The organism is Desulforamulus aquiferis (assembly GCF_030577015.1).
In the GTDB taxonomy this organism is placed as follows: Bacteria; Bacillota; Desulfotomaculia; order Desulfotomaculales; family Desulfotomaculaceae; genus Desulfotomaculum; species Desulfotomaculum aquiferis.
Genome location: NZ_JARPTC010000010.1, coordinates 1 through 12917 on the forward strand (window position 1 = coordinate 1; position 12917 = coordinate 12917).

Consider the following 12917-nt stretch of genomic DNA (forward strand, 5'->3'; position numbering starts at 1 on the left):
GGTCTTCCCTGCCCCTGGTTAGGACGGTCGCCGTAGCCCGGTCTTCCCTGCCCCTGGTTAGGACGGTCGCCGTAGCCTGGTCTTCCCTGCCCCTGGTTAGGACGGTCGCCGTAGCCCGGTCTTCCCTGCCCCTGGTTAGGACGGTCGCCGTAGCCCGGTCTTCCCTGTCCCTGGTTAGGACGGTCGTTGTAGCCAGGTCTTCCCTGTCCCTGGTTAGGACGATCATTGTAGCCTGGTCTTCCCTGCCCCTGGTTAGGGCGGTCGTTGTAGCCAGGTCTTCCCTGTCCCTGGTTAGGACGATCGTTGTAGCCAGGTCTCCCCTGTCCCTGGTTAGGACGATCATTGTAGCCTGGTCTTCCCTGCCCCTGGTTAGGGCGGTCGCCGTAGCCAGGTCTTCCTTGATTACCCCTAGGGCGCTCACCTTGAGGAACTCTATTATCAACCTGTGTTCTCGGTGGGCGATTACCCTCTATTATTTGAGGTGCCTGAGTGTTTTCCTTGGGCACTTCAGTATTTTGATCCTTTTGACCGTCCTGCAGCTCATTGTTCTGTGTTCTTGGTGCCGGCGGTTTAGTGCCTCTGGTATCCTGTGCAGGTCTCTGTGGGGGTTTTGGTCTGTCCTCATATCTCCTATCAGGCGGTCTATTAGGAACCCTATCAACAACTCCGGGTCCCTTTTGGTTATCTGGTCTAAATAAAAAATCTTTTTCTTTCTTACCGTCCATTCCTTGCCCCCTACTCCGCTCATGTTGTTTTGTTTTGTCAGCTTGATTATCTGTTTTATTATCACTGGAATTTGTTTTCTTTTGGTATTCTAAGTAAACCTTTTGGACATCATTATCTTCTAGAGTACTCATATGTGACTTAACTGTTACTCCAAAATCACTTAATTTATTTAAAAGCTCTCTGTTTTCAATGTTGAGCTCCTTTGCCAACTCATGAACCCGTTTTTTTACCATTTGTTCACCTCCAAAATATATGCGGCAATATTAAACATCACTCCTGTCCAGTAATTTTACTATTCCCTGGGCAAAGTTTTTATCTAATACTACTACTGCTGCACGGCTAGATTTTCCTAAAGCTAGCCCTAATTCCTGTTTTGTAAGGGCCAATATAGTTGGAACATTATTGGCCTTACCTAGTTGAATATACTCTCTCTGTATCTTCTCAGAAGTATCGGTAGCAATAATCATTACTTTTGCCTTTCCCTTTGAAAGGTTAGCCCTTACAGCAAAATCCCCAGACACGGCCTTTCCTGCCCGCTGGCACAAACCCAACAGATGCATTACTGGTCCATGCACTTAGTCCACCATTCCTTGCTTCAGACTTTCGATTACTTCTGCAGAAATTGAACATTCTAATGCCCGTTCCAATCTTTTACCCTTAATAGCCTTTTGCAGGCACTCCGGGTTAGGACATATATAAGCACCCCTACCGGTTTTCTTACCAGTAGGATCTATCTCAACAGTTTCCAGGGGAGTCCGCACCACCCGTTTCAGTTCGCGCTTGGGCCTCATTTCCTGGCATCCAACACACATCCTTAGCGGAACCTTTTTTACTCTGGGCACTGCTTAACCTCCTCACTTTTCCTCTTTATTTTCTGTAATACTCACTGGTTCAGTGATATCATATTGTTCTTGAAATATGTCTGCCTCTGTTGAGTAGCTGTCGGAAACATCTATATTACTATCCCCCTGTTCAAGCTGGTTGTACTCGGGGTAGATTTCTGCCATTTGAGATTCACTCTTAATATCAATTTTCCAACCTGTAAGTTTTGCCGCCAAGCGGGCATTCTGCCCTTCCTTACCTATGGCTAATGATAGTTGATAATCAGGCACAATCACCCTGGCAACCTTTTCATCCTCCCATACTTCCACAGCCACCACCTTGGCAGGACTCAAAGCAGATGCTACAAATTTCGAGGCATCTTGATTCCACTTAACAATGTCGATTTTCTCACCGTTAAGTTCATTTACTATATTCTGTACCCTCATCCCCTTGGGTCCAACACAGGCCCCAACGGGATCCACATCTTCATCCTTGGAGTACACAGCGATCTTTGAGCGATGTCCTGCCTCTCTGGCAATGGATTTTAACTCAATTACACCATCCTGTAATTCGGGCACTTCCAATTCAAATAAACGCTTTAGCAGACCTGGATGAGTACGGGAAACTAAAATTTGTGGCCCCTTTGTAGTCTTACGAACCTCCACAATGTAAGTCTTTAAACGGTCCCCGTGTTTATAATCTTCCCCGGGCATTTGCTCAGAGGGTGCCAGGATAGCCTCAGTTTTCCCTAGCTCGATAAAGATATTTTTATTCTCTATGCGCTGAACAGTGCCATTAAGTATATCACCCTCGCGATTGGCAAATTCTTCAAATATAATATTTCTTTCTGCCTCGCGAATTCTTTGAACAACGACCTGCTTTGCAGTTTGAGCAGCAATCCTTCCAAAGTTTCGTGGTGTTACCTCATTCTCTACAATATCCCCCACGTTAAACCTCGGGTCAATTTTTCTGGCGTCTTCCAAGCTAATATCCAAACGTTCATCTTCAACTTCATCCACTACATTACGCTGGGAATACACCTTAAAATCTCCGGTATTCCTGTCTATATGAACCCTGGCATTTTGAATGGATCCAAAATTTCTTTTATAAGCAGAGATTAATGCTGCTTCGATGGCACCTAATAGTACATCAACTGCAATACCTTTTTCCTTCTCTAAATCCTTTAAGGCTTCTAAAAACTCGCTATTCACTTTTTGCTCCTCCCATTATAAAACTCAAAATTCCACTGCTAAACGTGCTCCTGCCACCTGTTCCGCAGGCAAAAGAACCGATTTGCCTTCTACTTCCATTTCAACCCCGTTTTCCGAGTAACCTATCAGTTTCCCTTTAAAAGATTTGTTTCCATCAATAGGTGCATAAGTAGTAACGTTTATCAAATGTCCTTTAAATCTTTCAAAATCAGCAGGCTTCTTCAGGGGGCGCTCAATACCAGGCGAGGATACTTCCAAAAAATAGGCCTGGGAAATGGGATCTAATTCGTCCAGTACCACATCAACCTTTTCTGATGCAGTCTGACAGTCATCCAGATCGACACCCCCAAGCTTATCGATGAAAACCCTTAAATACCAGTTTCCACCTTCTTTGACATAGTCAACATCAACTAATTCTAAATTTAATTCATTAATAACAGGTTCGATTGCAGCTTTAATAGTTTCTACATTAGTCTTAGCCAAACAAAGTCCTCCCTTTAAAATTCCCCTAAAGTAACGCGAAAGAGTGGGAAATACCCACTCCTCTCCAAAGCAAAAAAGTTGCTTAACACCTACACCGTACTTCAAAACATAATAAGTATATCATGGAAACAATTTCTTGACAAGGGTAATGACTTTATAGTCAATTCTTTACAGGTATGATCCCCAAAGACCTAAAATGTATACATCATAAAAAATTTATTTATTGGTCTCATTCTTCTGCTCTAGATCAATTTTCTTTACTTCCACTGGAGCTTTTAGCTTTGCCAATTCATTATCCAATGTATTTATTCTCACTAAAGCTTCCTTTAACTCTTTGGATAACTTGAATTGCCTGGATAGACCAAAAAATAAAGCTGCCACCATTCCAGCTAAAGCCGACCCAAGTATCACTATAACCTGAGGAATACTTGGAAGTTGCCATAATAAAAAGCTAATGGTGACCTGGTCAGAGTTTTGAGTGGCAAATATAGCTACAGTAATAGAAAATAGAGTAGCAATGGCAAAATAAAACTGCATTACCAACACCTCCAGGATTATTATTCGGCGTGGCAACACAGTTTTCCTGTTTTGGAAGATACTATCCTAGTTGTGTTCTCAAATAAATATGATTAGAAAAAATCCAAGGACGGGGCCAAATATTTCCTTTGTAGACTTCTACTCTGTAGACACCTGGTCCTGGATCAGAAATGTTTAGATTGCTGCCAAAACATTTTGCAAACATCTTACCATCTTTAATTAATTTGATATGCGCCTTTGACGGGAGCTTTACAGATAGATTTAAATCCTTTGAGTAGATAGTTTCCTCACCCATCAACCAGTTTTTCTGACCACTATGTGCAAAAAAGGAAAAATTTTTAATCTTTCCGGCACAATAGTTAACGAGATAGCTTTGGCCGTTTTTTATGGCAGATAGAACTAGCCTTTTATCATGGTGCAAATCTCCCTTTAAGGGTTCCTTGGTAACTACATGGGTTCGCAATGTTCTAAATTGGTATTTATAGCTACTTAAAATTGTAGGAATCCAGCTAAATTGCCTACCCCCATGGGCATCTATCCCTGCTATAGCAGGAACCTTTCTGTGCTCACCAAGCTTGTCCCACTTCATTAAAGTCTCTGGTTCCGGTGGTCGTAAGCAGGCCTTAGGGAAAAAGACGCTCTTTAATAATTCTGTTTTATTTTTGAAGCTACTCATCCACTGGGAAAAATAATTCCAAATCTCTACCCCATAGGGTTGATCTAAATCCCAGTTGTCCCAATGCATCTTAGCAGGAAAAAGGCAATTTTCCTTTTGATCTGGGTGAGCTAAAAAACCAAAGCCACCATCCCGATAAACCTTGCCCACATATTCCTCAGGTCTTAACCTATTGCTGGGAACTGATTCCACATCATAGCACAAAAAGTGATTTCTTTTCGGTGTTACCTCAAGCCCTACCAGCATTAGTACACCGTTTAAATACTTTTCACCCTCTTTATATAATCCATTAAGGGTATCATGATCATTAATTAATACAAACTCTGCCCCTGACTGACTCGCCGCTCTGGATATTCCCTCAAAATTGCTGGACCCGTCAGAATAACAAGAATGTATATGAACTACTCCAGAGTAATCGTACATATTCCACCTCAATCAATTAATTAGACAAATTATATTGTAAACTAATCGGGTAGATATGTATAAAGGAAAGTTCTGGACCTATGGCTTGTTGGTATTCCTATTAGGTCTCGTCTTGGCTGTTGGATATTTCTTTTTTGTAGTGCAGTTCAGACACGGGTTATTTTATTTCATCCAGGGTACCAAAGCGGTAGCCCTGTTGTTTGCATTCGTTTATTAGATCAGGAAGCATGGTTGCGTTTGGTTGATTCACCGCGTGGAGTAGAATGATGGCTCCGTCATGCAATCTATCCATAACTGTTTTCTTATTTTGCTCGGGGGTTCCGGCATCCGGTACCCAGTCAGCCATTGCTACACTCCAAAAGACATTGATATAGCCCATTTCCCTGGTAATCTTTAATGAACGGGCGCTGTATTCACCCATGGGAGGACGTAGGTATTTCATCTGACCCCCGGTGATATTATTGTATGAATCTGCCAGTGTGCTAATTTCAGACTTTAAAGCACTATCGCTGGAATCAGGAAGGCTGGGGTGATTTTGGGTGTGATTGCCCACAATATGACCTTCAGCCAACATTCTCTTTACCAATTCTTCATTTTTCTTTAAATAATCGCCGGTAATAAAGAAGGCTGCCTTTACCTCTGTTTCCTTTAGTACATCAAGTATTCTGGGAGTATAACCATTTTCATAGCCCTCGTCAAAGGTGAGGTATATTACTTTATTATTTATATCCCCGTGATATATGCCGTCATATTCACTCAATAGGGCCTTACCCATTGAGTTAACCTCTGGCAGTCGATGTTCTTTATTGGGCATATAATACCAGCTTAGTTTATTATTATTAACCGCAGTTGATTCCACTGACTTTTGTTCATCAGGTAAAGCACTCTGGGATGGTACATTCTCTACCATATTATCCTCTGCCACTGGTGAGTTATCTTCATCTGTTTCGGTAGTCCCAAAATCATCAGTACTTGGCTGATGGTCACTTAATGCCTGCACCTTGTCAGAATCAACTACAATCTGTTCATTAGAACCGGTGGGATAAAGTAATATTACTGTTCCAACAATTAAAAAAGCAGCAAATATTACCGTAGCATATAGTTTCTTTGTACTTATAAACATTACCTTGGCCTCCATTTATAATATTATCCATCATAGCCTTTATTTGGAATTATAGTCATAATAGTACCTAAATGCAAATATATAACTACGGGAATCACTTTGTTTTTTTGCTGGAGGACATGTTTGGATGATTATTCATATTAGTAAATTTCGTTTAAGAATTTTCATGGGCATGTTTATTCTACTGCTTGCTCTATGGTTTAGCATAGGAACATTTGTAGGTCAGTATCTAGAAAATTCTCCAGAGGGAAAAGTAGTAGTAGTTTTTAAATTCCATGCTCCCATGAGGGAAACTTCCCCTCAAGATTTAGTCATTGAACGGGTTTTGGATGGCACAATTGTTCCATTTAATTATAACTGGCTTACAGCTAGCACCCTAAGGGTTGAATTTGCAGAAAATGAATACCCCAGGGGGCAAAAATACCGTTATAAATTCAATACTGCATCAGCTATGATTTGGCCCCTTTGGGTATGGGCCTCGGGGGAGTTTCAGGCAAAGGTGCCCTTACGTTTTGTAGGAATAGATAACCGGGATTCGGTTCCTTCTAAGGGTCCTGTAATTATTCAGTTTAACACAGAGGTTAACCCTGGGGAATTAATGGCCCATTTTAAAGGGCCAAAACCCGGGAGGCTCGAACCAGTTAAGTACTTCTCCCCCGAGGGTTACCTGGAGGATTATAGCAGATGGCAATATTGGCCCGAAAGCAAACTAAATAATACTCAGGATTACACAATACATATTGCCGAGGGCTTGCCTTCCCGGAATGGAGGGAAGCTTACCTCAAATATAGAGGCACAATTTACCACCACACCGGAATTCCTCATCTTGGAATCAAATCCCCGCCCAGGGTCAAGTGGTATTTGGTTAACACGGAATATTTTTATTACAGCTAATCAGGATTTAAAGACAGCGGAGATATCCATTAATGATCTGCCAGGAGTATGCCGTATTGATGGCAATAGAGTTGATTATTTACCTAATCGAGTGCTGAGCCCCAATACCCATTATAAAGTCACGGCACGCTTAGTTTCTAAAAGTAATGAAATCCTTAACTACAGCTATGACTTTATAACTACTAACCTAGGCAGCAGCAGATGGCTTGAGATTAAGTCTGGTAGCTCTATTAAGCTTTGGGTAATGGAGGGAAAGAAAACAATCCGCACCATGACCATAACCCAAAAGTCACGTCCTGCCGCACCCACTGGAACCCTGTATGAGCAAAATCGCAGCACCACAAGCAATAAAAACTCCAAGCAAGATCAATGGATTTGGTTAAATGCCGACATACTGCTTCACTCATTACCAGAGGGTACCGCAGACAATCACAGCCAATTGGGTATTCCCAAAACCTATAGCTGTTATTACTTAGAGCAAGAGGACCTAGATTGGTTAATCTCTTATATGCCCCAGGGCTTCATGGTCATAAATCACTAAAAAAGTGCCATCTGATCAGATAATTGCAGTTGATTCAGACAACCGTGGTTTTGTAATACCTCCACTACTGTTTTAGATATCTTTGCACGATTTCTCAAATCATCCACGGAAGTAAAGGGAGCTGCCTCCCTGGCCGTAAGAATACTTTGTGCTGCTGCCCTTCCAACACCCTGAAGTCCGCCAAAGGGAGATAATAAACCATCCTGGGTAATCAAAAACTTAGTGGCATCGGATTTTTCAAGATTAACTGGTAAAAGTTTTATGCCCCGGTAATTCATCTCTAAGGCCACCTCTAGAATTGTGAGGAGGTTTTTTTCTTTCTGGGAAGCAGCATTACCCTTTTCCTCTATTTCCTGAATAACCTGCTTTAATTTATTTGGTCCTTGAACCATTAGATCAGCATCAAAGTCATCTGCCCTTACAGAAAAATAAGTGCAGTAGAATGCCTCTGGATAATAAACCTTGAACCAGGCAATGCGAAAAGCCATCATAACATAGGCAGTGGCATGGGCCTTGGGAAACATATACTTAATTTTGTTGCAGGATTCAATATACCACTTGGGAACCCCATGGCTTCGCATAACTTCTGCATCTTCCTCCTTAACTCCTTTTCCCTTTCTAACACCCTCCATAATTTTAAAGGCCAGTTTGGGTGGAAGGTTCTGATAAATGAGGTAGACCATAATATCATCCCTAGCAGAAATAGCCTCGGATAGCTTGCAGGTACCTGCCCTAATTAAATCCTGGGCATTGTTTAACCATACATCAGTTCCATGGGAAAATCCCGAGATACGAACCAATTCAGAAAAGGTTGTAGGTTTTGTATCCACCAGCATTTGACGTACAAACTTTGTACCAAATTCCGGTATAGCATAGGTTCCCACCTGGGAGCGAATATCCTCCGGTTCAACCCCCAGGGCTACTGTGGATGAAAATAAGCTCATGGTTTTTGGTTCATCCAGGGGTATCTCTCTGGCGTTCAGCCCTGTTAAGTCTTCCAGCATACGAATAACCGTGGGATCGTCATGACCCAATATATCCAGCTTTACCAAGCTATCGTGGATGGAATGATAATCAAAATGGGTAGTTCTGGTATCGGATTTTACATCATCGGCAGGACGTTGAACCGGAGTAAACATATGGACATCTGCATCCCTTGGTACTACCATAATGCCCCCTGGATGCTGCCCCGTGGTTCTTTTAACACCAGCACAGCCTAATACCAATCTTTTTAGTTCTGCATTCCTCTTTTTTTGATTCCTTTCATCTAGATAGTTTTTAACAAAGCCAAAGGCTGTCTTTTCGGCAATGGTTCCAATGGTGCCGGCACGATATACATTATCCTTGCCAAACAATTCTTCTGTGTATTTGTGGGCCCTGGGCTGGTAATCCCCTGAAAAGTTAAGGTCTATATCAGGCACCTTATCTCCCTCAAAGCCTAAGAATACCTCAAAGGGTATGTCGTGCCCGTCCTTTTCATAGGGCTGTCCACAATTGGGGCATATTTTATCAGGTAAATCCGCACCGCAGCCAGCCGATCCGTCATTAATAAACTCGCTACCCCTACAACCCTTGCATCTATAGTGTGGAGGCAGGGGATTAACCTCTGTAATACCTGTAAGGGTAGCCACTAAGGAAGACCCTACCGAACCTCGGGAACCCACCAAATATCCATCATCCATTGACTTCTTTACTAATTTATGGGCAATTAAATATAATACAGCGAATTTGTTGCCAATAATTGACTTTAGCTCCTTATCAACCCTTTTTTGAACTATCTCGGGCAACGGCTTGCCGTATAATTCATGGGCCCGGTCTAAGGTCATATCAGTAATTTGCTCCTCCGCTCCTTCAATATAGGGCGGGTGAAGTTGGTCTGGGATAGGCTTCATAAATTTAACTTGCTCTGCAATCATTCTTGGGTTTTTGACCACAACCTCCAAGGCAGTTTCTTCTCCAAGATAGGAGAATTCCTCAAGCATTTCTACCGTGGTCTTAAAATATAGGGGTGCTTGATTATCTGCATCATCAAAACCTTTACCGGCCATTAGAATACGTCTATAAACCTCATCCTCCGGGTTTAAAAAATGCACATCCCCTGTAGCAACAACCGGGATATTTAGCTTACTGCCTAACATCACTATGCGTTGGTTTAGCTGTCTTAAGTCATCAAATCCCTGTACTTGATGATTACGAACCAGAAACTCATTGTTGCCCAAGGGCTGTATCTCTAAGTAATCATAGAAGGCTGCAATATTTTCTAATTCCTCTTGGGATGCTCCGTTTAAAAGGGCCTGGTATAATTCCCCTCCCTCACAGGCAGAGCCAATCAGTAGTCCTTCCCTATGTCCTATTAACTCTTGTCTAGGAATTCTGGGTTGCCGGTAATAATATTTAAGATGAGAAAGTGTGATTAAACCATATAGATTCTTTAACCCTATTTCATCCTTAACAAGAAGGGTAACATGTCGGGATCTCAGCTTTTCTTGGCTTGCTCCTTTGCCCAGGACAGAAAGTCCCTCTAGGTCATGAATTCCCCGTTCCGTAATCTTGTTTAAAAGTATTTGCCATATTTTCCCCGTGGCAGCAGCATCATCAACGGCCCGGTGATGGTTGCCAATATCAATTTTAAACTCTTTGGTTAGGGTATTGAGTTTGTGATTTTTAAGTTGGGGCAATAGTACCCTTGCTACACCAAGGGTATCTATTACTTGATAGTTAGCTTCTTGCTGGAGATTATCCCGGAAGCCAGTTTTTAAAAAACCAAAGTCAAAAGCCGCATTATGAGCTACTATTAGAGCTTCGCCTACGAATTCCTTTAATTTAGCTAGGGCCTTTTGGGGAGCAGGTGCATCTTTGACCATCTCATTATTAATGCCCGTTAACTTCGTAACTTCGTGGGGTATTTCTCGTCCAGGATTAACCAAGGTGCCATAGCGGTCTACCTCGGTGCCCTCAGAGTACTTAACTGCACCGATTTCAATAATTGTATCTGTCCGGGGAGAGAATCCCGTGGTTTCAAAGTCAAGAACTACATATTCAAGATCCTTTAAGGGTTGATTTTGCTTATAATTGAATAGAGTTGTTATACCATCATCTATTAAATAACCCTCTACTCCATAAATAAGATTTATTCCAGCTTTTTTTGCAGCAGAATAGGCCTCTGGGAATGCCTGTACCACGCCGTGATCTGTGATTGCCACTGCCGGATGACCCCAGGCAGCTGCCTGACGCACCACATCAGCCGCACTACATACACTATCCATAGAACTCATCTTGGTATGCAAATGCAGCTCAACCCTCTTTTCCGAAGCCACATCATATCTTGCCGGAGCATTAATCACATTTATATCATAAGCCATCAGTGTTAATTCCTGGGTAAACCTATCCACTTGAACCGGCCCACGTACCTTTACCCATTGGCCATTCTTTAACCTATCCCCTACGCCAGCTTCATTTTCTTCTAAAAATTTCTTTACATCTATGGAATCGGAATTATCAGTTAGGCTAAAGGTAAGGATCTGTCTTCCAGATTTTAATAATCTGCTTTCAAGGTCAAATATTCTACCCTGGGTGACTACATTTCTCTCTTCTTCCAGGATATCTTTAATTAATATTTTATTTCCCTTTATCTCTTTACCTACAATAATTAGTTCGTTGGTACTTATTTCTTGACACTTTTCACTTGTTTTTACCCCTTGCTCTGTAGTAAGTTTTTCAAGAAGCTCCTGCTCAAGCTGTTCCTGGCGACAGTTCCAATTCTCCTGGGATTCTTCAGTATGACATACCTCAAGTAATATTTTAGGCTCATTATTAGAAAAATCTCTAATTACCTGCCGAAGAAAGTCATCACAATTTCGACTGCGGAACAGATCAAGACTAAGCTCATCAGGCAAATGTATTGTCAGGGAATCCCCTTCCCATTGAAAATGGGATTGGTTTAGCCACCCACGGGAGGCCGGGAATTGTTCCAATAATTTTGCCTTTAGATATTCTTGATCTAGCCTTTCCTTCTTTAACCTTTGAGGTCCATCTTCCTGAATTTCAAGTTCTAATAGAACAGGCCCCGGAGTAATGGAAACCAGGGCCTTCTTAAGACGGGCGAATTCATCACTGGTCAACAATTTGCGGGGCTTTAAGGTAAGCTTCCAGCTTTTCTTTTTAATATTTACAACCACCCTGAGAATACAGGTAGTCTTTAATAGCTGCTGAAGCTCGTTATCAGAAATGTATGTACCAACGGTATCTAATAGAGTAACAGTCAATATTAGTCCTCCATATTTACCAGACGGTAGATCAATTTGTTTTGTCTCTTACCGGGCATCTTCAATCTCAGTAAATTGTGTTACCAAATCCTCAATAATATTAACAGCAGTCATGGCTGATTGAGGCCTGCCAATTTGCTCTGCAGCTACTGACATTCTAATCTGCACAGATTTATTTCTTAAATAATCCTTTACCTGCAAAATTAAATCTTTAGTACCCCTGACCAATTTGGCTGCTCCAGCCCTTTGTAAAAACTCTGCGTTTCTTTCTTCTTGGCCAGGAATGGGATCGGTAATAAACATGGGTAGTTTGCTGGCCATCGCTTCTGAGGCTGTCAATCCACCGGCCTTTCCCACCATTAAATCACAGGCGGCCATCAGTTCATGGATATTTCTTATATAACCATGAACCTGGATTTTACCCTGCAGACTTGGCAATTGCTTCATTAGCTTTAATCTCAAAGTTTCATTGTGTCCACAAACAACAACCAGCTGGCAAGGTAACCCTGCTGCCCCTAATCCTTTAACTACTTCTGCCATGGGTCCCATGCCTAATCCCCCACCCATAATTAAAATGGTGGGTAGGTTTCTATCTAATTTCCAGTTGTCCCTTAACTTGTCCTTATCCCTTACCTTGCTAAACTCTGGTTCTATGGGGATACCCGTTGCTTTGATTTTTTCGGGCCTAATGCCAAATTCTGCAAAGGCTTTGACAAGGCCATCCGCAGCCACCATATAACAATCAACATGTTCAAACAGCCAGAAGGGGTGAACCGTATAGTCTGTAATGGTAGCTACAATAGGCACATTGCATCTTCCTGCACCTCGTAGCTCGGCTAAAATCCCTAAAGGAAAGGGGTGAGTGCAAATTATAGCCTGGGGCTGCATTTGCTCGATATAGGAAACAAGCTTTGGGGCTGCAAGCCTATTCATTATTCGATTAAATTCGTGCTTAGCAAAACCTGATAAGGGCTTTTCCTTTTCTGCCTGTCGATATAGATAGCCATAAATAATTGGGGACATTTTAATGATCTCCATATATGTCCCTAAAACTACCTTTTCAAGTAGTGGGCTGGCATAGCGAAAAGTATCTAATATAATTGCCTCAGTTTGAGGATTTCTCCGGTATAGCTCACTTTTCAAGGCAGCAGCTGCCCTCATGTGGCCTTCCCCGGCCGAAACAGATAAAATCAGGACTTTGCTTAGAATCATATTT

General features: G+C 42.1%; 11 protein-coding genes. 1 reads left to right on the forward strand and 10 read right to left on the reverse strand.

Annotation, left to right across the window (positions count from 1 at the left end; all coding sequences use genetic code 11):
* The 8 genes from P6N53_RS07360 to pdaA all read right to left on the reverse strand — a co-directional run.
* On the reverse strand, positions 1–959 hold a 959-nt coding region (locus P6N53_RS07360; RefSeq protein WP_304542158.1), incomplete at its 3' end, for a translation initiation factor IF-2 N-terminal domain-containing protein.
* A gap of 30 nt (positions 960–989) precedes the next feature.
* Positions 990–1301, reverse strand: coding sequence for a L7Ae/L30e/S12e/Gadd45 family ribosomal protein (locus P6N53_RS07365; protein ID WP_304542159.1), 312 nt, complete (start codon positions 1299–1301; stop codon positions 990–992).
* Entirely contained in the window at positions 1302–1568 is a 267-nt protein-coding gene (rnpM, locus tag P6N53_RS07370; RefSeq protein WP_304542160.1) for an RNase P modulator RnpM, read from the reverse strand.
* 12 nt (positions 1569–1580) lie between these two features.
* Positions 1581–2759, reverse strand: a complete 1179-nt coding sequence (gene nusA, locus P6N53_RS07375; RefSeq protein ID WP_304542161.1) for a transcription termination factor NusA — start codon at positions 2757–2759, stop codon at positions 1581–1583.
* Between the two features lie 24 nt (positions 2760–2783).
* Positions 2784–3242 carry a ribosome maturation factor RimP gene (gene rimP, locus P6N53_RS07380; RefSeq protein ID WP_304542162.1) on the reverse strand — a complete coding sequence of 153 codons (459 nt, stop codon included), beginning with the start codon at positions 3240–3242 and terminating at the stop codon, positions 2784–2786.
* 216 nt (positions 3243–3458) lie between these two features.
* On the reverse strand, positions 3459–3779 hold the full coding sequence (locus tag P6N53_RS07385; protein ID WP_304542163.1) for a LapA family protein: 321 nt from the start codon (positions 3777–3779) through the stop codon (positions 3459–3461).
* Positions 3780–3840: 61 nt separating this feature from the next.
* Entirely contained in the window at positions 3841–4878 is a 1038-nt protein-coding gene (locus P6N53_RS07390) for a PHP domain-containing protein (protein WP_304542164.1), read from the reverse strand.
* 157 nt (positions 4879–5035) lie between these two features.
* Positions 5036–6001: a delta-lactam-biosynthetic de-N-acetylase gene (gene pdaA / locus P6N53_RS07395; protein WP_304542165.1), complete on the reverse strand. Its 966-nt coding sequence runs from the start codon at positions 5999–6001 to the stop codon at positions 5036–5038.
* A gap of 127 nt (positions 6002–6128) precedes the next feature.
* Here pdaA and P6N53_RS07400 point away from each other — a divergent pair, with 127 nt between their 5' ends.
* Positions 6129–7436 carry an Ig-like domain-containing domain gene (locus tag P6N53_RS07400; RefSeq protein WP_304542166.1) on the forward strand — a complete coding sequence of 436 codons (1308 nt, stop codon included), beginning with the start codon at positions 6129–6131 and terminating at the stop codon, positions 7434–7436.
* On the opposite strand, the gene P6N53_RS07405 is transcribed toward P6N53_RS07400, so the two are convergent.
* Together P6N53_RS07405 and P6N53_RS07410 are read right to left on the reverse strand one after the other, a co-directional pair.
* Complete coding sequence (locus tag P6N53_RS07405) at positions 7433–11701, reverse strand: PolC-type DNA polymerase III (RefSeq protein WP_304542167.1); 4269 nt, start codon at positions 11699–11701, stop codon at positions 7433–7435. The genes P6N53_RS07400 and P6N53_RS07405 overlap by 4 nt on opposite strands.
* 48 nt (positions 11702–11749) lie before the next feature.
* Complete coding sequence (locus tag P6N53_RS07410) at positions 11750–12913, reverse strand: MGDG synthase family glycosyltransferase (RefSeq protein ID WP_304542168.1); 1164 nt, start codon at positions 12911–12913, stop codon at positions 11750–11752.
* Positions 12914–12917 lie beyond the last annotated feature (4 nt).